Origin of the sequence: Gilliamella sp. wkB18 (assembly GCF_001690875.1) — a bacterium.
GTDB lineage: Bacteria > Pseudomonadota > Gammaproteobacteria > Enterobacterales > Orbaceae > Gilliamella > Gilliamella apicola_A.
On sequence record NZ_LZHM01000054.1, the window covers coordinates 1 to 20,560 of the forward strand.

Sequence of the window (20,560 nt, forward strand, 5' to 3'; positions counted from 1 at the left end):
ATACCGTTATAACCTGACCGATTTAGGGCGCAAATATGTAAAATGGACATTTGGTAATACTAATTTTTGTTTTGGTCGAGTGGTTGTCGATAAAATTAAACGCACTAAAGACACCATTAATGGCGTGGGGGGCGGCACCGTGCGCGATGTGTACATTACCTATCATGTTGAAAATATTCCTGATTGGGTGAAAGACCCTGAAATCTATAAACGTTTTGGTTATTCTGAAAAACTGGTTAATGGTGAGCCAGTACAAGGAATGCATAGCTATAAAGTATTTGGAAAGAATAAATTAGAAACATTAAATGGGGTAAGTGGCGTTTATAAATGGGCATCGGATGTTGATGAAGAGTTAGAAGAGTGATATTTATAGATAAAATGGTTGTGCTATTAATACCTTATTGATATTTAGTAAATTATTGGTAACAGTATTTTTCCTTTGAGCGCATTTAACCACATAGAGAAATAGCATGGGTAAAAATGAATGTTCATTTTAAGTTATATAACTCTATGTTATGCTAGCGTTAATATTAGTCACAGGATATCCCTTTATGATAGAAGATCCCTTTTTTGACCGCGAAGCCGAGAAGTATGATTCCCCAATAGCTAGCCGTGAACTTATTTTAGATTACCTTAAACAAGAAGCCAAACCAGCAAGTTTAGAAACCATTGCTCAAGCAATGGCGATAAAAAATGATGAACAAAAAGTAGCGTTACATCGTCGTTTACGTGCAATGGAGCGTGATGGTCAAGTGGTGTTTACTCGCCGGAAATGTTATGCCCTGCCTGAAAAATTTGATATGGTAAAAGGCAGTGTGATTGCACACCGTGACGGCTTTGGTTTTTTACGGGTAGAAGGCACTCCTGAAGACTACTTTTTATCGCCAGAGCAAATGAAAAAGGTGTTACAAGGTGATGTGATTTTAGCGCAGCCAATGGGGACTAAATATCGTGGTAAAACTGAAGCTCGAGTGGTTCGAATTTTAGAGCCTCGTAGTAATTTTATTGTCGGGCGATATTTTATTGAGCAAGGGGTTGGTTTTGTTGTCCCTGATGATAGTCGTTTAAACTTTGATATTTTAATTGCAGGCAAACCTAGCCGCACAGTTCGTATGGGAACAGTGGTGGTAGTTGAGTTACAACAACGTCCTGAACGCCGTCAAAAAGCGGTAGGTGTAATAAAAGAAGTGCTTGGCGAAATAATGGGAACTAATTTGGCAATTGATATTGCCCTGCGGAATCATGAAATCCCTTATGAATTGCCAAAGGCTGTTGAAAAAGAAGTTAGCAAGTTTACCGAACAAGTGCCAGAAAGCGCCAAAAAAGGGCGAAGAGATTTGCGTCAATTGCCTTTGGTAACAATTGATGGTGAAGATGCGCGTGATTTTGATGATGCGGTTTATTGTCAAAAAAACCGCGGAGGCGGCTATCGCTTATGGGTGGCTATTGCAGATGTAAGTTACTATGTTAGACCAGGTAAGGCGTTAGATAAAGAAGCTTGTTTACGGGGGACATCGGTTTACTTTCCTTCACGAGTTGTACCAATGCTTCCAGAAGTGTTATCCAATGGGCTTTGTTCGTTAAATCCGCAAGTTGATCGTTTATGCTTAGTGTGCGAAATGACCGTATCGAACAAAGGACGATTAACAGGGTATGAGTTTTACGAAGCCGTGATGAATTCGCATGCTCGGTTAACGTATACCAAAGTGGCGAAGATTTTAGAGGGAGATGAAGAACTTCGTGAGCATTATCATGATTTAGTCCCTCATCTTGAAAATCTTTATGGACTTTATAATGTGCTTGATAAAGCCCGTGTGGTCCGTGGTGCGATAGGCTTTGAGTCCGAAGAGCCAAAATTTATTTTTAATGCCGATAAACGTATTGAAAGTATTGAGCTGGCACAGCGTAATGTGGCACATAAAATCATTGAAGAATGCATGATTTTAGCTAATGTAGCAGCAGCGAAATTAGTGATTAAAGCTGATGTGCCTTCATTATTCCGAGTGCATGATAGACCTGATGAAGATCGCATGAATAATCTGCGTAGTATTTTAAGTGAGCTAGGCGTATCACTAGCAGGAGGAAGCAACCCAAAACCGAAAGATATCGCCGAATTAATGGTTGCTATTGAAGCTCGCCCCGATCATGATATGTTGCAAACCGTGATTTTACGTTCAATGAAGCAAGCCATTTATGATCCCGAAAATCGAGGGCACTTTGGTTTAGCGCTTGACGAATATGCGCACTTTACCTCACCAATTCGTCGTTATCCTGATTTGCTTTTGCATCGCGCTATTAAATGGATTTTGGCTAATGAAAAACATAAAACCAGTAAAACGGGAGGGTATCGTTATGATACAAATGAAATGCTTTACTTTGGTGAACACTGCTCAATGACTGAGCGTCGTGCTGACGAAGCCGTGCGTGATGTAGTTGATTGGCTTAAGTGTGATTACATGCAAGATCATGTGGGTGAAGTTTTTAACGGTACGATTTCAAGCGTGGTTAATTTTGGGTTCTTTGTTCGGTTGGACGATCTATTTATCGATGGTTTAGTGCATGTGTCGTCGCTAGAAAATGATTATTATATTTTTGATGGTTCGCGTAATCGTTTGATTGGTGAAAACAGCCGTTTCGTTTATCGTTTGGGCGATAAAGTGCAAGTAAAAGTCGATAATGTGAATCCTGAAGAACGTAAAATTGATTTTTCATTAGTGGGCAGTAATAATAAGCCAAAACGTCAGGGGAAAACGGCAAAAGAGAAGTCCAAACAAGCCCCAAAAGATCAACAAGCTGATTTATCCGTTAAGCGAAAAGGCAAAAAATCAACCAGTAAAAAAAGTAGTGCTAAGCCAAGTAACCCAAAAAAAGCAAAATCACGCACTAAATCAAGCATGAAATCAAGTGCTAAAGTTGAACTGAAAGCCAAAAGTAAAAAACGGAGTAAATCAAAATCAACGAATAAAACTAAATAGTTAATAAGATAAAGAGTAATAAATAAATGAGTGAAACAGTTTATGGCTTGCACGCAATAGAAGCATTATTAGCACGTTCGCCAGAAAGAATTATTGAAGTGTTTATTATTAAAGGGCGTGAAGATAAACGTCTAAATGCCTTGGTTCTTGAATTAGAACAGCTAGGCTTGCCTGTTAAAGTCGCCAATCGCCAATGGTTAGATGAAAAATCTAAAAATGGGGTACATCAGGGTATTTTAGCCATGGTTAAACCAAGCCGAGGTTATCAAGAAAACGATATTCCTGTACTTATGGAAGGGCAGCCAAACCCAGTTATCTTAATTTTAGATGGAGTGACCGATCCGCATAATTTAGGTGCCTGTATTCGTACTGCTGATGCTGCTGGGGTTAGTTTTATTATTGTACCAAAAGATCGTTCAGCGCCACTTAATTCAACCGCTCAAAAAGTTGCGTGTGGTGCAGCTGAAAGCGTTCCTGTGGTTAGAGTGACTAATTTGGCTCGCACTATGCGAATGCTACAAGATGAGTATCAAGTTTGGATTGTGGGCACCGCTGGTGAAGCAGATAGAACGCTTTATCAAACTGACTTTTATAAAACATCCACCCCAACTTCACTTGCTTTAGTAATGGGCGCTGAAGGCGAGGGGATGCGCCGTTTAACCAAAGAACACTGTGATGAATTGGTGAGCATTCCTATGGCGGGTATTGTGTCATCACTAAATGTATCGGTTGCAACTGGTGTTTGTTTGTTTGAGATTGTTCGGCAAAAAAATCGATAATCAAAAAATAAAATACGAGGTTTTTTAAATACTACCTTTTAAAAATAGCGCTACTAAAAATAATTTAGTCCTATTTTATAAGGTAGTCATTATATTAATTGCTTTACTATTTTGCGCTCTTGCAAACTTAAAACGCTAACACTATTAAACAAGTGTGACTAAGTAAAACCGTTATTTAATAATGTAAGTAAAGCATATAATTTAGCAATTTTTCCTTAATGAAAATTGTCCTAAGAACAGAAAAATAGAGCGTGATAACAGTCAACAGTTATAGGTTTTTGATAAGTGTTTTTTATGAATATAAATACAGTAAAATGCCGACTAAGTTAGTCGGCATTGTTATTTTAAGTGCTAACTTTTAATTAGATCAATATCAATGCCTAATCCTTTTGCAATTCCAGTTCCATAGTCAGGATGCACTTTATAGAAGTGCTTTAGCTGCCTGATTTGAATGTCTCGATTTACGTTTTTCATTGATCCTGCGATATTATCAATAAGCAGCTGTTTTTGATCTGGTTGCATTAAATTAAATAGTGCACGTGGTTGCGAGTAATAATCGCCATCCACACGATGATCATGCCTATCCATTGTGCCAGCTGGTACATGCATTGGTGGCTCGGCATATTGTGGTTGCTGTTTTGGTGCGCTATCAATGCTATTTGGTTCATAGTTAGGCGCATTATCAGGAGTATAAAAACGCATTGCGCCATCACGTTGATAATTATGTACAGGACATTTTGGCGCATTGATTGGTAGTTGTTGATAATTAGTACCAATACGATAGCGGTGCGCATCGGCATAAGCAAAAATTCGTCCTTGAAGCATTTTATCTGGTGATAAGCCAATACCCGGAACCACATTACTTGGTTCAAAGGCAGATTGTTCAACTTCTGCAAAATAGTTTTCTGGATTACGGTTCAGTTCCATAACGCCGACTTCAATTAATGGGTACTGTTTTTGTGACCATACTTTAGTGACATCAAACGGGTTTTCTCGATGGTTATTGGCTTGCTCTTCAGTCATAACTTGTATGTAAACTCGCCATTTTGGATAGTCGCCACGTTCAATGGCTTTGAATAGATCTTCTTGCGCCGAATCTGGATTAGTTCCATCTATTTCTGTTGCTTTTTTAGGATGAATATTTTTAATTCCTTGCTCTGTTCTAAAATGCCATTTTACCCAAGTGCGAATGCCATCTTTATTGATTAAGCTATAAGTATGGCTACCATAGCCGTGCATATGACGATAACCATCAGGAATACCACGATCCGAGAATAAAATTGTGACTTGATGAAGTGATTCAGGCGATAAAGACCAAAAATCCCACATCATTTGCGGATCTTTTAAATTAGTTTTAGGGTCACGTTTTTGGGTATGAATAAAGTCAGGAAATTTGAGTGGATCACGAATAAAAAATACGGGAGTATTATTGCCGACGATATCCCAATTTCCTTGATCTGTATAAAACTTGACTGAAAATCCACGGGGATCTCGCGCGGTATCAGATGAGCCTCGTTCACCACCTACCAACGAAAATCGAGCAAAAATTGGCGTCTGTTTGCCTACATTGGCAAATAAACTAGCGTAAGAATATTTTGTAATATCATTAGTGACAGTAAAGGTACCATGTGCACCAGAACCTTTAGCATGAACACGACGTTCTGGAATATTTTCACGATTGAATTGGGCAAGTTTTTCGATAAGTTGATAATCATCAATTAAAACCGGACCACGAGGTCCTGCTGTGCGTGAGTTTTGATTATCGGCAATTGGTGCCCCATTGTTAGTGGTTAAGACTTTTTTTTCTGACATTACAACACTCCTTTTTATAATATAAAACCGCTTTGGTTAAATTAAAAATCTTGTGAGTGACGGTATATAACGTGATTAAAATAAAAAATAGAATGGTAAAGCATATAGTAAAAATTTTATGTTAGAAAAATCACACGGTAAAAATAATTTTTAAGCTACAGCCATTAAATTAGTAAAGAATGATCGTTTATTTTTATTGGAAGAACATTCGAGATGAATTGTGATAATTATACTGCAAATCAACGTATAATAATACGAATTTTATTCCGATTATCTTTATTAATTTGTTGAATTATCAAATTATGCATAAATAATTTCAGGTAATTGAATATCCCATGGCTGATTGTCTATATATGGTACTTTTTGACATGCAAACGCCAGTCCTATAGGGTAAATTTGTTGGCTTTGGTAATTGGCTAACATGCGATCATAATAACCACCTCCCATGCCTATACGATAACCTCTGTCATCAAATGCAACTAGCGGCGTAAATACGACGTCTAATTTATGAGAGGGGATTATGGTTGATGCATTCAAGGTTGGTTCTAATATACCAAATTTATTTTTAATTAAAGGCGTTTGGTGAGTGTATTTTAAAAAGAGTAAGTGAGTTGAAAAAAAAGGATGAATAATGGGTAAATAAACAGATTTATGCTGTTGCCATAAATATTCAATAATTGGTTTGGTTTCGACTTCACCATCAAAGGATAAAAAAATAGCTATATTTTGGGAAGATTGAATAACTTGATGATCCGCAATTTTACGATAAATCGCTAGCTGTGCGGTTTGCCGTTCTGTTTGAGACAATTGTCGTCTTTTTTGACGAATAACCTGTCGAATATTCATCTGTTATCTCTGTAAAGAAAAAACTCCAAGATGCCGTTAGGGTTGTAACCCTTGAACCCAAGGTTCAAGGTGAACATTGCGTTTTAATTTTTAGGTTTCCTTACAAGTAAGGCATACACACCAATTAAAAATCACATCGTTCTAAAGTTTAGAATATCGGCTCAGGGGACTAACCCTTATCGCGAACATCCCAGAGGTGAGCATAATAATACAAAATTTAGAGGGCGATACAATATCATTTGTACTAAATTTACAATTATGTGAATTAATTATCAGTATTTAGGGCTGAATCAAGCAATTGCTGCAACATCTTTAATCGGTTACTAAATTCACCGCTTTTTTCTTTTTCTTTTGTTAGTTCATAAGAAATATTTAATGCAGCGGTCATGATGAGTTGATCACTACCAACTTGAGGCGATTTTTCTCGTAAATTGGATAAGCGTGTATCTAAATCTTTTGCTGCATTCTTAAGTGCATCAACTTCATCAACAGGGCAGTTAAATCTTAAAGTTCGCCCGAAAATTTGAATAGTGATAGCTTCAGTTTCCATATTTTACCTATTAATTTTAAAATTATTGATTTTCTCTATTATGTGCTTACAGGTCAATCCAAACTCTTCTCTCATCTCATTTTGAGAACCTTGAGGAATAAATTTGTCAGGTAATCCAATATTTAAAATATCACATTTTGTTTTTTTCGATAATAAAAATTCATTGACACCGCTACCGGCGCCACCATTGATGCAATTTTCTTCAATAGTTACCAGTATATTATGTGTTTGGCTAATCTGCAAAAGGACTTTTTTATCTAGTGGTTTTACAAAACGCATGTCTATGACTGTAGCATTAATTTTATTTGCCGCTTGTAAAACTTCAGGAAGCAATGTGCCAAAATTGAGTAAAGCTATATTTTCCCCTTGTCGGCATAGCTTAGATTGCCCTATTGGTATAGGAGATAATGGTGTTAGTGCTACTCCAATTCCTTCTCCTCTTGGGTAACGCACTGCAGAAGGTCCATGATGTAAATAGCCTGTATAAAGCATTTGTCTGCATTCATTTTCATCGCTTGGTGTCATAATGACAAAATTTGGCACGCAACGTAAATAACTTAAATCGAAGGTACCTTGGTGCGTTTCGCCATCGGCACCTACAATACCGGCACGATCAATAGCAAATAAAACAGGTAAGTTTTGAATGGCTATATCATGGATAACCTGATCATAAGCACGTTGCAAAAATGTTGAATAAATGGCAACAACTGGTTTTAAATCGCTAATTGCAAACCCTGCTGCAAGGGTAACTGCATGCTGTTCGGCAATTGCAACATCGAAAAATTGATCAGGATAGCTATTTGCAAATTTTGTCATGCCCGATCCTTCGCTCATGGCTGGAGTTATTGCCATTAATCGTTTATCGTTTTGCGCTATTTCGCATAGCCAATCTCCAAAAATTTGTGAATAAGTTGGCGTTGCTTTTGGGGGGGCAGGTAATATTCCATCATTGGGATTAAATTTTGGTACGCCATGCCATAAAGTTGGGTCTTTTTCAGCAGGTGCATAGCCTTTGCCTTTTTGAGTAATAACATGAAGCAGCTGTGGACCTTTTAATTGTCGGACTTTTTGTAGTGTTGCAACTAATGCATTAATATCGTGCCCATCAATAGGACCAATATAATTAAATCCAAGCTCTTCAAATAAGATAGCGGGGGTAACCAAACCTTTTAAATGTTCTTCTGTTTTTTTAAATAATTCTTTTAATGGTGGAATATTAGCAAGTACACGTTTACCATTTTCACGAAAAGATGCATAAGCTTTACTTGATAAAATTTGGGTTAGATGCTGATTAAGTGCGCCTGTGTTTTCTGAAATCGACATATCATTATCATTTACAATCACTAGCATGTCTGGTTTGATATGCCCTGCATGGTTCATAGCTTCAAATGCTATACCAGCAGTTAAGGCTCCATCGCCAATTACTGCGGCTACTTTTTTACCCGATTGTTTCTTTTGTTCGCTAATTGCTATTCCAAGTGCTGCACTAATCGAAGTTGAAGAATGTCCAGTGGTCAGTACATCATATTCGCTCTCATTACGATGAGGAAATGGATGAAGCCCTCCTTTTTGGCGAATAGTGAGCATTTGGTCTCGGCGACCAGTTAAAATTTTATGCGGATAGGCTTGATGACCGACATCCCAAATAATTTTATCAAAAGGCGTGTGAAAGACATAATGTAGTGCTGTGGTTAATTCAACCACTCCAAGCCCTGAAGCCAAATGACCACTTGATTGACTAACACAGGTCAATAAATATTGCCTAAGTTCACCACAAATAGCTTGTAACTGAGATTGTGGGAAGAGTCTTAAATCTTCTGGTGAATTAATTCGCTTTAATAAAGGGTAATTGTCTAAATTCATTATTTAAATTTATTTTCGCTATTTGTTAGTTAGTTCTATGAATAATAAAATTAGCAAGGTCGTGTAATGTTTGGCTATTATATGGTATCTGATTTAGGCTATCGATAGCTTGATAATAAAGTTGTTGCATTAATTTTTTTGCGTTTTCAAGCCCAATTAGTGCTGGATAAGTACTCTTTTCATGAGTTATATCCGAACCTTGAGATTTGCCCATGATAGTCGGTTCTCCAACGATATCTAAAATATCATCTTGAATTTGAAATGCTAATCCAATCGATTCTGCGTAATTATCGAGCAATTTATAATAGGGTTTTGCAATATCACCACTGGCAAAAGCACCCAATCTAATTGCAGATTTGATTAAGGTACCTGTTTTATAACAATGGATTTTTTGTAAATGTTCAATGCTAATTAATTGGCGTTCTGCCGCTAAATCTAGTGATTGACCAAGGCACATGCCATTAACCCCACTAGCATGGGCAAGTTCGGCTATCATGTTAATTTTAGTTTCAGTATCAATTAGCTCACTTTTTGCTAATAATGAAAAGGCTAAACTTTGCAAGGCATCACCTGCTAAAATGGCTTGCGCTTCACCAAATTGAATGTGGCAAGTTGGTTTTCCTCTTCTTAAGTTGTCATTGTCCATTGCAGGTAGGTCATCATGAATTAGTGAATAGGTATGAATCGCTTCAATGGCTGCTGAAGGCTCATCTAACTTAGCAAGTGGGCAGTTGAACATTTGCCCAGTTAAATAGACCAAAATAGGACGAATTCGTTTGCCACCGGCAAGTAAGCTGTAACTCATCGCTTCTTGTAATTTAGAAGAAGGAAGTTTGGCAATATAGGCAGTTAAAAACGAATCAATTCGTTGTTGTAATGGTTGTAAGCTATTCATTATTTTTCAATGAGAATTCTGATAATTGTGCATCACTATTTTCAGATAATAAAATTTGAATACGTTGTTCTGCTTGCTGTAATTGTTTTTGCCCTGCCTTAGCTAATTTAATCCCTTTTTCGAATTCATTTAAAGCTTCATCTAAAGGGAAATCACCATTTTCAAGTTGGGACACAATCGTTTCAAGTTGTTTAAGTATCTCTTCAAAACTGGGTTCTTTATTTTGGTTTTTTGCCATTTTTTACTCCTCTTCATGCTAAGTGAGTATACACGTATTTTGGATAATGGTGAATCATGCTTTTATACTGTTTTTTATACTAATGTTAGCTTGTTTATTAAGGCGTTTGTATTTTAACTGGTGACAATAATCAGCCGTGTGTAATTTAGCTAATGCAAATCGTTTTCACTATCGCCATTTAGTTCATCTTTAGATGATATAGCTATATTGGGGTTGATTGTTTTTTTTACTTCAACGCCAAGTTCACGGAATCGTTCAATTTGTCCAATTACATTACCACGACCTTTAGATAATTTATTCATTGAATTTTGATAAGTTTGTTGTGCTTTGTCTAAGCAGTTTCCTAGGTTTTCCATGTCTTCAACAAATCCACGCACTTTATCGTATAATTTGCTTGCTTTATCGGCAATAAGTTCGGCATTTCGATTTTGGTATTCAAATCGCCATAAATTATGAATAGTACGCAATGCGACTAAAAGAGTAGTTGGGCTTACAATCATAATGTTATTTTTTAATGCCTCATTGATGAGTGTTGGGTCATGATCTATCGCACTTAAAAATGCAGGTTCGACAGGAATAAACATTAGTATGTAATCTAAAGAATTAACCCCTATAAGTTTATGATAATCTTTTTGGCTAAGCTGTTTTAAGTGATTACGTACTGCAGCTAAATGTTCCGTCATGGCTTTAGCCTTAATGGTTTCATCATTACTATTAAAATGGCGTTCATAAGCAATTAATGTGACTTTTGAGTCAATTATAACATCGCCACCTTGTGGTAAGTGTACAATAACATCGGGCTGTAATCGTTGATTATTTTCGTTAGTTAAGTTTACTTGTGTGTCGTATTCATAGCCTAAACGTAATCCTGAATTATCCAATATTTGGCTAAGAACGAATTCTCCCCAATTGCCTTGAGTTTTATTATTGCCTTTTAACGCATTGGTTAGGTTTATCGCTTCTTTGCTCATCTGTTCGTTAAGCAGTTGCAAATTACGTATTTCATGAGTAAGGGTGTGGCGTTCTTTTGCTTCTTGCCCAAAACTATCTTGTACTTGTTTTTTAAACCCTTCTAACTGCTCTTTTAGTGGCGAAAGTAAAAAGTTGAGGCTCTGTCTATTTTGTTGCTCTATTTTTTTTCCGCTATGTTCAAAAATGCGATTAGCCAGGTTTTCAAATTGTGTGGTTAATCGTTGTTCGCTCTGTTCAAGAATAGTTTGGCGTTCGTGGGTTGCATTTAATGTTTCTTCTAAACGTGTTTTAAGTTCACTGATTTTGACATTTTGTGCAAGATTTTGTTGTCGATGTTGAGCTAACTCATGCTCCAACTGTTTTACCTGAAAAACTAACGATTGATTTTCTTCTTTTTTTTGTGCTAACTGTAGATCAAATAATTGATTTTGGCTATTAATGGTCAGTTGAGACTTTAAAACCAATACTAATAAGATGAATGAAACAATGCCGATAATTATGGCAATCCATTCGCTTAAACCTAAAACTCCGAACATAATTAAGCCCTTTTAAAGGTAAATGAAATCACATCATCTAAAGTATTAGCACCAAGGGCGAGCATTATTAAACGGTCTAAACCAATAGCTACACCAGCACAATCAGGTAATCCAGCTTCCATAGCAGCTAATAATTCAATATCAATATTTTGTTGTGGTAAGTTTTGATTAGCACGATCAATGTTGTTTTGTTCAAAACGCATTTTTTGCTCTTGAGGATTAGTTAGCTCTTTAAAACCATTGGCCAATTCAACACCCTTATAATAAAATTCAAAACGACTAGCAACTCGATGATCTTCTGAGCTGATTGCAGCTAGTGCCGCTTGCGATGCAGGGAAGTGGTATACTGCGATAGGCTTGTCCTGACCAATATGAGGTTCAATGCCAAAGGAAAATAGGCACTGTAATAGTGTATCTTTATCATAATGTTCGGCATCAAGTTCAATATTAAGCTGTTTGATTGCATTAACTAAACTTGCATGATCTGCTTCTAATGGATCTAAATTAAGATGACGCTGAAACACTTTTTGATAAGAGATTCGTTCAGCAGGTTCACAGTCTAAAATTGTTTGTAGAAAATCATCAACTTCATTGATCATTTGCATCATGTCAAATTGGATACGATACCATTCAAGCATGGTAAATTCAGGGTTATGATAGCGGCTTATTTCCTCATGATTACGAAAGCATTTACAAATTTGATAAATAGGTCCACTACCAGCAGCTAATAAACGTTTCATATGGTATTCAGGACTAGTTATTAATGACATTTTTTGTCCTTTGTGCTCGTCTATTTCACCTGGTTTTAAAAATGATGTATGAAAAGAGCTTAAATGTACATCTGTTACAGCATATTGGCTTAAGGTAGGTGTTTCGACCTCTAAAATACAGCGATCAGAAAAAAATTGTCTTACTTGAGATACAATTTTTGCGCGCTTAAGTAAATTATTAATAGGTGCAGAAGGTTGCCAAGTCATAAAAATATCCAATGGGTTTTGATTATTTACTAAAAGGTGAGAGATAGGGCAAAACCCTATCTCTTATTGCTGGTCTTTATTTTGCCATAATGCAAATAGATTGTCGTATTTTTCTTGTTGTTGCCAAATGTGGCTATGTAATGCTGAAAGAATAATAGGATCTTCTAAAATGGCTAATTGCTTTTCTTTACTCATTTTTTCTAAATCTATGTGTTGATATTGTTTAATAAGTTCATTGCGTTTTTGTTGGTTTTTATTATTAACGCTATGTCTTGAAGTCGACAAAGCGCAAGCTAGTGCGTTATATATAGGATCGACCAACGCCATAACAAAGCCATGTTCAACAAATGCAGTTTCAGTTTTAATTAAATATTCGCCTGTAAGAGTAACAGCTCTTGTAGGATGCGTTTCTTCAGGAGTTAAAAATAGTCCTGCTTTTTGGGCTTTCATGCCGATACTTGAAAGTCCCGATACTCTAATTACTAAAGGAGAAATGGTTAAAGGTATTAATATGGCTATGTACCAATAAGTAAATTGTGGATTTAACCAGATAATTACTCCTAACCAGACAATACCTAATAATGAAAGTGGCCAACAAAAATAAAATGATTCCCCCCATGTTAAAGAATCGTCACTTCGGGATGGTGATTTCCATTGTATTTTACTACCCATCCATGCTTTTAGTACAAATTTACTATGAAAGATCATGCGAATTGGAGCCAGAACCATTGACCAAACCATTTCAATAAGTATGGATAAGGTTAATTTAAATATACCGCCAACATCCTTTGCTCTTGTTCTAGCAATAATAATGCCATAGCTAAAAAATTTAGGAGCAAATAACAATACCAGTGTTGTTGATAATAACTGCATAGCCAATTGTTCATCCCATTTCGGCCATGTCGGGTAAAATTGGTTTGATTGATAAAAATATTGCGGTTCGGATATATTAAATACTAATAAAAGTAATGTTGAAAATATTAGAAAAATTAACCAAAGTAATGAAGATATATAAGCCATACCACTGGTTGCAAACATAACTCTGTGGGTTAAAGTGATTCCGCTTTCGAAAATTAATTTAAGATTAATCAGATTTCCCATACACCAGCGGTTATCTCGTTTTAGATCTTCAATCATATTGCCTGGTAATTCTTCATAACTACCATTTATATTGTAGGCAATCCAAACGCCATAGCCTGCTCGACGCATTAAAGAAGCTTCTACTAAATCATGTGACAAAATGTGCAAAGGACCTTTACGTTTTTGCAGTGGGGATAAAATACAGTGTTTAATAAACGGTTTTAAGCGAATTATCGCATTATGTCCCCAATATTGTGCTTCACTTAACTGCCAAAAGTGGGTGCCAGCACAAAATATATCGCTGTAAATTTGATTAGCAAACTGTTGAATACGACCATAAAGGGTTTTCATTCTTACTGATTTAGGTGGAGATTGCAGTATTCCTGCTTTAGGTGTCATTTCCATCATGGCAATCATATTTAATATACAATCACCTGTCATGATGCTGTCAGCATCAAGAATCATCATGTATTCGTATTGATGTCCCCAACGGCGACAAAAGTCGTCGATATTACCACTTTTACGTTTGATCCGGCGCTTACGGTGACGATAAAAAATATTGCAGCCATTATTTTGTTTTTTTGTATTAAACTCAGCCCAAGCCTTGAGTTCATTGACATAAAGGTCGGGATCATTGGTATCACTTAAAATGAAAAAATCACAATAGGCTGCATGATCTGTTTCAACCAAAGATTGGTAAGTTGCTTGTAATCCAGCAAAAACTCGTGCCACATTTTCGTTACAAATTGGCATTACTAATGCAGTTCGATGTCGAGCATCAATATGTTCAGTTGGATTTTTGGGGATTTGAACAGTATAACGATCTTTCCCCATGATAGCTAAAATTAGCCCCATAATGCTGGTCCAAAATCCTATGGAAATCCAACAAAATAAAATAGCAAATAAAGCAATAATAAAACCTTGTATGATATAAGGTATAACGCTATAAACTGCAAGTTCGGGGTTTATTTCCCAATTTGCCATAAAATTGATTTTGTCCCAACTTTGATAAGGCAATAGTGAAGAAAGGTAACCCGTTCCTAAATAAGTTTGCACAATAATAAGTAATAACATGATAAAGCGTCGAATCGTGACAATGAAGCTTTTCTCCGATTTTGATTTATAAAATTGCTTCCAAATTTGTGGTTGGATGGCAACGCGTTCTATTTTCGGATAACTAGGCTGTTGCTGTCTTTCGTCAATAAATGTTGAGGTATCGCTGATTTGGTTTAAGCGATACTTCAAAAACTCGACATCACTAGATAGTGGTGCTTTATTTTGATTTTTCTGACGCCAATAATCAGCGTCAGAAAGTGTTGAAAAGTAATCTTTTTTCATATTTTCGATTAAAGTTATTGTGCAGGATATTGCCCACTCCAAGTTTCAGATAAAACTTCATTGGTTTTTTCTGAGGCTAATTGTATACGAATATCGGTTGCTTTTTTGCTATCTTCAACATTGAATCGTACTATGACACGCCAACCTTTTATAATCGGATTGTATTGTGATTGGCTGCTAACAATAGTTCCGTTGTTAATGCTTGAAATGATTTTTACAGGTTTGTCTTCTGATAATTGAGGACCAGCAAAGTCAATAACATAAGCATTAGAACCGTCAAGTTTACGAATTAAATTAGCTTGTTTTATATCACCTAATGATAAACGTGTACTTACTGCTCTGGCTACGTTATCGGGGTAACGCTGTTGTTCATTTAATGTATAATGCAATCGGTATTTAATATTGAGCATATTTCCAGCATTATATTGTTTTTCAGGTACCCAAAAGGCTACAATATTATCATTGGTTTCGTCGGGAGTGGGAATCTCTACAAGTTCGACCCGTCCTTTTTGCCAATCACCAAGAATTTCTGTCCAGACACTTGGGCGTTTTTCATAATGATCGTCAAGATCTTGATAATCACTAAAACCATTATCGCGTTGAATCAAACCAAATGCTTTAGGGTTTTCTAAACTATACGAAGAAAATGATAATCGTTTTGGATTGTTTAAAGGCCGCCAGATCCATTCTTTATTACTTGCTAAAATTGATAACCCGTTAGAATCATGCATAGCAGGGCGATAATTAAGTAAAGGTGATGGCTGATTTGGTCCATACAAAAACATACTTGTTAATGGTGCAATACCCAATTTTTTAACCGCATTACGGAAAAAGACTTTAGCTTCAACGGTAACAGTTGTGTCGACACTTGGTACTAATGTAATTTTATAAGCCCCTGTTACACTATGTGAATCTAGTAATGCATAAATAATGAGGTGTTTTTGGTTCGGTTCTGGTTTTTCTATCCAAAATTCTTTAAATCGAGGAAATTCCTCTCCTGACATTTCGCCTGTATCAAGCGCCAGTCCTCTCGCTGATAGACCATAAATTTGATTCTTGCCTACGGCACGAAAATAACTGCCACCAAGTGCTGTAAAAATTTCATCATCAGTTTTGTTTGATGAATTAATCGGATAATGTACTTTAAATCCTGCAAAGCCAAGATTTTTTGTATCTAAATTACCTAAGTTAATTTGGCTGAGATCAAAATAACTTGGATCATATTTGATTTCATTAACTTGGTTATTAACAACTTCATTGATTTTTATGGGAGTATCAAAATACATTCCTTCATGATAAAACTCAAGTTTAAAACGTGTATTTTGATCCTTCCAGTAGGCTTTTTGATGATTGAATAAAATTTTCTGATAATCAGCAAATTGTAAGGAAGCTAATTGACTTGGAATATTCTTAGATGGCTGTTCATAAGCCTGTTTTGATAATTTTTCTGCTTTTTTAACCACATCATCGTATGAAAAAGCCCAAGTGGAAAAACTTATAAGCAAAGCGGAGAATATGCAAATTATTTTGCAAGCGATGTTTTTGCTAAATTGATTCGTTATTAAAAATTTGTACATAAAATGCTCACGTTAGTATTATCTAAAGATATGGAAATAATTGATAACATTATGTTTTGGATCATTTAAGCATTTTTCAACATAATCGGTTTTCATCTCTTGTAATATGCTTGGGTTTTCGTTGATCAAAAATTGAGAATAACCATCCTTATTGACCTTAGTACGTAATGTTGCTATATCTTGTTCAGACATTTTGAATAAAGGTTGAAAATAGGAGGATATTTTTACAGTATCGTTTAAGTAAATTGCATTAATAAAATCAGCAGAAAGCTGACAATAATTTTGAATATTAATTTTACTTGCATTTATTTTACTTAATTCAATATGTCTTTTTATTTGATTTTCCTTAACAATTTTCTTAATTTGCCCATCATATTTAAGCCTATAATATTCTTGTAAATAGAAATTTAAAACACAAAGCGATTGGTTTGGATTGTTATTACAAGCTAAAATACCATGCTTGGTAATATAGTTATCGAAATTTTTTTCGCCTACTAATTTCAATAATTGGTTTTTAGCGTTAATAACAAAAGAATTGTTAAGCTCTGTTTCTTGTTTCAATAGCGCCAATTGATTAGTGCTTATATTTTGTTCATTGTGATTTTGCAATGAAGTTGATTTATTTGCACAACTTGCAACAAGAATAGAAACAATGGTTAATGTTAAAATATTACCTATTTTCATATATAAAGTTCCATGAACATATTCTTGAATTGTTATTTTAGGGCAGGTTGTATTTAGTTTGAGCAAAAATTATATACCCTTATTGTATTAAATACACTAAGCGTTTCATTTAAATTTATAAAAAATTGCTATAAAAATATACTACAACCTAAAAAACTAATGACGACAAATCTTTTGAAGATTAATTGTAAATTTAAGGTCATTCACAGGTTTGAACTTACCTTTTGATTTTAGAAAAGCAATAAGCTGTTTTGCATCCATATCGACTTGAGAACAAGTATGAAATTTAGCATCGTTCCCAAATTTTTGTGCAATGCTTTCAAGCAATGATGATTCTGTGTAGCTGTTTCCTATCATCATATTTAAAACTTCATGCCCATGAATGGATAACATAATATCCTCTCAATATCGTTTATTTAAGGATTAATAATGGCTTTAATATAAGAAGCAAGATATCAGATATCATTAGGAAAAAAAAGGGGGGGCAATGTTAAAATATTGTCAATAAATAGTATTTTGTTCCTATTGATATGCTATTGATGGAAAAAGGGTAACCCAATTAGGTTACCTTTTTGATACGGTTAAATCTTTATTGATTATCATTGGTTAATTTTGCAATGATAGATTGATTTTCTGGTTTTACTTGGTAAATGGAAACGGAAATATTATCAGCTAGTTTATAGCAAATAGTATCTTTTATTTTGATAATACCTTCATCAGGTAAGGAAGTTATTTCTTCTTTAACTGAATGCATCATTGAGAGTGGAATGAACGCAAAAGCGCCAATATCAGTTAAACGTACTCGCATTCCTCCTCGATTAATATCGACGATTTGAGCAGCGTAATTTTTGCCAATCTTGTCAGATAGGTATTGAGCAAAAAGGTTTTCAGCTATATCACGTTCAGCTAAACGAAGCGTTTTACGCCTTTCATTCATTACCTTTAATTGTTCTTTATCTGGCTGAGTTAATGGTTGGGATTGTAAATAAGCTTTGATTAATCGATGATTGACCATATCACCATATTTACGGATTGGTGATGTCCAAGTTGCATAAGCCTCAAATCCCAGACCAAAATGAGGTTGTGGTTCAATAGAAAAATCAGCAGGACTTTGAAATTTACGTAACCGCGCAGTTAAAAATTCATTGTTATCAATCAATCGACGTAGTTTTATATACCCTTCAAAAGATGACAATAAATCTTTATCAAAGTAAGTAATGCCTTGCTCATTTAAAATTTTTAGTATTTGATCGAAATATTTGCTGTCAAAACCTGAATGCGTATTAAAAATACCAAAACCTATTTTATTTTTTAAATGTAAGGTTAGCGCCTGATTGGCGATAACCATGACTTCTTCAACGATATGATTAGCAATCCGGCGAAACTCTTTAATTATTGATTTAACCTGACGGTTTTCATCAAGTTCAAAACGATAATCTCCATTATCTTTAAAGATTAATGCATGGGTTTGCCGCCATGTTATACGGGCTTTTGCTAAGTCAGATAACCACTTAAGTTGCTGTTTAATGATAGGACTATTAGATGCTAATTCATCAATGTTTTCTAAAAAATTAGAGACATTGTTATAAGTTAGTTTGGCCTTTGATTCAATCCAAGCGGATATAAAGGTGATATCATTAGTAATAATATTGCCTTCTTGGTCAATGCTCACTTTACATATCATTGCTGGACGTTTTTGATTTTCTTTTAATGAGCATAAATCATTAGCAAGTTCTTTTGGCAGCATAGGGATGTTAAAATCAGGCAAATAAGTTGTAAAGTTTCTAACCTTAGCAATATTATTAAGTTCACTATCTTGTAATACATAAGCAGTGGGATCAGCAATGGCAACCATTAATTGATAATCTCCCTGTTCATTTTTAGAAACCGCTATTGCATCATCCATATCTTCGGTATCTTCGCTATCGATGGTGAAAAAGTTAACATCGGTTAAATCTTGACGGTGATTAAATTCAGCATCATTAATTACTAATGTTTCGCTTTTTGGGGCGTGAGTTTCTAAATCGTAACGGGCTAATGTTTTTAGCCAAAGCTGATAAGGTGAATTGCTTTCAGCAACAAAATGAACAATTTCAGCAAGGAAATGATTATGTCCTTCTTGCAAAGGATGAGAAACAAGCGTTGCTACAACCCAATCACCTTCTTTTAGTTTTTCGCTAACTTGCTTGTTTATTTGGCAGCGTATGGCGAGATTTGTAGGCATATTTTCAGGATAAATAACCATCGCTCGATCTTGAAAACCTATTTTACCAATAAATTTTTGCAACGCACTTTCAATTAATAATTCAGGTTCAAAAAATTCTTTATCATTATTGCTTATTACTGTGCCTGAGACCTTATCACCATTGCAAACTCTTTTCATTTTTGCAATAGGGATGAAATAACTTTTTTTATTATCAACATCTAAAAAACCAAATCCTTTTTCATGTGCGCGGATTGTGCCTTCAATTCGTGGGGTTTGTTGATGCAGTTCTTGCTTTAATTGTGCAAGTAAAGGATTATTCTGAAACATATTATATTAACAATATTTGAAAACTTTCTCTGGATTTTATCATACTTATGTCTATTTGGGTTATTGAATTAGTCGCTTATGTATTGGTAATATTTACATCCCTTTGAAAATTTTATAATCAACTATCGAGTAGCACAATGAAATTAAACTATAAGTTACAAGGTGAAGGACAACCAATTATATTTATGCACGGTGTTTTTGGCAGTTTAGACAATTTGAACATGTTAGCAAAAGATTTTGTATCCAATTATCAAACCATTCAAGTTGATTTGCGTAATCATGGTCATTCACCTTGGTCAGATAAAATGAATTATCAGGTTATGGCTGAAGATGTTGCTGAACTTTGTGATGCTTTGAAATTAAAAGATGTGATTTTAATTGGTCACTCAATGGGAGGAAAGGTTGCTCTGCAGTTATCGCAAGTGTTTCCCACTATTATTCAAAAACTTGGAATAATCGATATTGCGCCAATAAAATATGCTCGTTCACCTAATGCCATTATTTTAAGGGCATTAATGTATTGCCTTTCAAACAAGATCACTGATAAAAAACAAATCATTAATGTGATGAAACAAGCTGGAATTAATGATGCTGTGATCCTTTTCTTACTGAAATCGTTTAAAGACCAACATTGGTTATTTAATATTGAAGCTATTAATAATCAATATAGCCACATCTGTGATTGGCAATCTATTTCACCTTGTTTAATTCCTACATTATTCATAAGAGGCGGTAATTCTCCTTACGTTGCTGATGAGTATTATGAAGCGATTTCCGCACAGTTTCCTCTTTCTAAAATTGAGGTTGTTGATGGTGCTGGTCATAATGTTCATGCGGAAAAAACAGGGGAAGTATTACAATTGTTACATCATTGGTTAGAATATAACAGCTAAATTAACTAATGA

At 35.2% G+C, this 20,560-nt stretch carries 17 protein-coding genes and 1 other RNA gene; 4 read left to right on the forward strand and 14 right to left on the reverse strand.

What is annotated here, in order from left to right; genetic code table 11:
* The 3 genes from A9G48_RS11615 to rlmB all read left to right on the forward strand — a co-directional run.
* On the forward strand, positions 1-364 hold a 364-nt coding region (locus tag A9G48_RS11615), incomplete at its 5' end, for a hypothetical protein (protein WP_218057814.1).
* A gap of 187 nt (positions 365-551) precedes the next feature.
* A complete protein-coding gene (gene rnr, locus A9G48_RS05805; protein ID WP_034943786.1) occupies positions 552-2,975 on the forward strand; it encodes a ribonuclease R in 2,424 nt (807 codons plus the stop codon).
* Between the two features lie 26 nt (positions 2,976-3,001).
* Positions 3,002-3,754: a 23S rRNA (guanosine(2251)-2'-O)-methyltransferase RlmB gene (gene rlmB / locus A9G48_RS05810; RefSeq protein WP_034943783.1), complete on the forward strand. Its 753-nt coding sequence runs from the start codon at positions 3,002-3,004 to the stop codon at positions 3,752-3,754.
* A 351-nt stretch (positions 3,755-4,105) separates the two neighbouring features.
* On the opposite strand, the gene A9G48_RS05815 is transcribed toward rlmB, so the two are convergent.
* The 14 genes from A9G48_RS05815 to A9G48_RS05880 all read right to left on the reverse strand — a co-directional run bounded on the left by A9G48_RS05815 (position 4,106) and on the right by A9G48_RS05880 (position 19,655).
* Positions 4,106-5,566, reverse strand: coding sequence for a catalase (locus A9G48_RS05815; RefSeq protein ID WP_034943780.1), 1,461 nt, complete (start codon positions 5,564-5,566; stop codon positions 4,106-4,108).
* 300 nt (positions 5,567-5,866) lie between these two features.
* Positions 5,867-6,412: a 5-formyltetrahydrofolate cyclo-ligase gene (locus A9G48_RS05820; protein ID WP_065569398.1), complete on the reverse strand. Its 546-nt coding sequence runs from the start codon at positions 6,410-6,412 to the stop codon at positions 5,867-5,869.
* An 18-nt stretch (positions 6,413-6,430) separates the two neighbouring features.
* Positions 6,431-6,612, reverse strand: a non-coding RNA gene (gene ssrS / locus A9G48_RS05825) — 6S RNA.
* A 65-nt stretch (positions 6,613-6,677) separates the two neighbouring features.
* Positions 6,678-6,962, reverse strand: a complete 285-nt coding sequence (zapA, locus tag A9G48_RS05830) for a cell division protein ZapA (RefSeq protein WP_034943774.1) — start codon at positions 6,960-6,962, stop codon at positions 6,678-6,680.
* A 3-nt stretch (positions 6,963-6,965) separates the two neighbouring features.
* Positions 6,966-8,825: a 1-deoxy-D-xylulose-5-phosphate synthase gene (gene dxs, locus A9G48_RS05835; protein WP_034943770.1), complete on the reverse strand. Its 1,860-nt coding sequence runs from the start codon at positions 8,823-8,825 to the stop codon at positions 6,966-6,968.
* 25 nt (positions 8,826-8,850) lie between these two features.
* Positions 8,851-9,720: a (2E,6E)-farnesyl diphosphate synthase gene (gene ispA / locus A9G48_RS05840; RefSeq protein WP_034943767.1), complete on the reverse strand. Its 870-nt coding sequence runs from the start codon at positions 9,718-9,720 to the stop codon at positions 8,851-8,853.
* Positions 9,713-9,958 (reverse strand): exodeoxyribonuclease VII small subunit, encoded by a 246-nt coding sequence (gene xseB, locus A9G48_RS05845; RefSeq protein ID WP_034943764.1) that lies wholly within the window; start codon positions 9,956-9,958, stop codon positions 9,713-9,715. Before xseB ends, ispA begins: the two co-directional genes overlap by 8 nt.
* A gap of 149 nt (positions 9,959-10,107) precedes the next feature.
* On the reverse strand, positions 10,108-11,466 hold the full coding sequence (gene rmuC / locus A9G48_RS05850; RefSeq protein WP_065569396.1) for a DNA recombination protein RmuC: 1,359 nt from the start codon (positions 11,464-11,466) through the stop codon (positions 10,108-10,110).
* A gap of 2 nt (positions 11,467-11,468) precedes the next feature.
* On the reverse strand, positions 11,469-12,443 hold the full coding sequence (gene epmA, locus A9G48_RS05855) for an elongation factor P--(R)-beta-lysine ligase (protein ID WP_034943762.1): 975 nt from the start codon (positions 12,441-12,443) through the stop codon (positions 11,469-11,471).
* A 63-nt stretch (positions 12,444-12,506) separates the two neighbouring features.
* Positions 12,507-14,861: a glucans biosynthesis glucosyltransferase MdoH gene (gene mdoH, locus A9G48_RS05860; RefSeq protein ID WP_051825034.1), complete on the reverse strand. Its 2,355-nt coding sequence runs from the start codon at positions 14,859-14,861 to the stop codon at positions 12,507-12,509.
* A gap of 14 nt (positions 14,862-14,875) precedes the next feature.
* A complete protein-coding gene (locus A9G48_RS05865) occupies positions 14,876-16,438 on the reverse strand; it encodes a glucan biosynthesis protein G (protein ID WP_051825033.1) in 1,563 nt (520 codons plus the stop codon).
* A gap of 18 nt (positions 16,439-16,456) precedes the next feature.
* A complete protein-coding gene (locus A9G48_RS05870) occupies positions 16,457-17,122 on the reverse strand; it encodes a hypothetical protein (protein WP_065575945.1) in 666 nt (221 codons plus the stop codon).
* A 156-nt stretch (positions 17,123-17,278) separates the two neighbouring features.
* Positions 17,279-17,515 carry a YecH family metal-binding protein gene (locus A9G48_RS05875; protein ID WP_034943757.1) on the reverse strand — a complete coding sequence of 79 codons (237 nt, stop codon included), beginning with the start codon at positions 17,513-17,515 and terminating at the stop codon, positions 17,279-17,281.
* Between the two features lie 196 nt (positions 17,516-17,711).
* Positions 17,712-19,655, reverse strand: a complete 1,944-nt coding sequence (locus A9G48_RS05880; RefSeq protein WP_034943753.1) for an exoribonuclease II — start codon at positions 19,653-19,655, stop codon at positions 17,712-17,714.
* 137 nt (positions 19,656-19,792) lie between these two features.
* Between A9G48_RS05880 and A9G48_RS05885 the strand changes: the two genes are divergently transcribed.
* Positions 19,793-20,548, forward strand: a complete 756-nt coding sequence (locus A9G48_RS05885; protein ID WP_034943749.1) for an alpha/beta fold hydrolase — start codon at positions 19,793-19,795, stop codon at positions 20,546-20,548.
* The last annotated feature ends 12 nt before the right edge of the window (positions 20,549-20,560 follow it).

Coding starts and splice junctions, on each gene's coding strand:
- rnr (WP_034943786.1), top strand. CDS start 552: ATGATAGAAGATCCCTTTTTTGACCGCGAAGCCGAGAAGTATGATTCC.
- rlmB (WP_034943783.1), top strand. CDS start 3,002: ATGAGTGAAACAGTTTATGGCTTGCACGCAATAGAAGCATTATTAGCA.
- A9G48_RS05815 (WP_034943780.1), bottom strand. CDS start 5,566: ATGTCAGAAAAAAAAGTCTTAACCACTAACAATGGGGCACCAATTGCC.
- A9G48_RS05820 (WP_065569398.1), bottom strand. CDS start 6,412: ATGAATATTCGACAGGTTATTCGTCAAAAAAGACGACAATTGTCTCAA.
- zapA (WP_034943774.1), bottom strand. CDS start 6,962: ATGGAAACTGAAGCTATCACTATTCAAATTTTCGGGCGAACTTTAAGA.
- dxs (WP_034943770.1), bottom strand. CDS start 8,825: ATGAATTTAGACAATTACCCTTTATTAAAGCGAATTAATTCACCAGAA.
- ispA (WP_034943767.1), bottom strand. CDS start 9,720: ATGAATAGCTTACAACCATTACAACAACGAATTGATTCGTTTTTAACT.
- xseB (WP_034943764.1), bottom strand. CDS start 9,958: ATGGCAAAAAACCAAAATAAAGAACCCAGTTTTGAAGAGATACTTAAA.
- rmuC (WP_065569396.1), bottom strand. CDS start 11,466: ATGTTCGGAGTTTTAGGTTTAAGCGAATGGATTGCCATAATTATCGGC.
- epmA (WP_034943762.1), bottom strand. CDS start 12,443: ATGACTTGGCAACCTTCTGCACCTATTAATAATTTACTTAAGCGCGCA.
- mdoH (WP_051825034.1), bottom strand. CDS start 14,861: ATGAAAAAAGATTACTTTTCAACACTTTCTGACGCTGATTATTGGCGT.
- A9G48_RS05865 (WP_051825033.1), bottom strand. CDS start 16,438: ATGTACAAATTTTTAATAACGAATCAATTTAGCAAAAACATCGCTTGC.
- A9G48_RS05870 (WP_065575945.1), bottom strand. CDS start 17,122: ATGAAAATAGGTAATATTTTAACATTAACCATTGTTTCTATTCTTGTT.
- A9G48_RS05875 (WP_034943757.1), bottom strand. CDS start 17,515: ATGTTATCCATTCATGGGCATGAAGTTTTAAATATGATGATAGGAAAC.
- A9G48_RS05880 (WP_034943753.1), bottom strand. CDS start 19,655: ATGTTTCAGAATAATCCTTTACTTGCACAATTAAAGCAAGAACTGCAT.
- A9G48_RS05885 (WP_034943749.1), top strand. CDS start 19,793: ATGAAATTAAACTATAAGTTACAAGGTGAAGGACAACCAATTATATTT.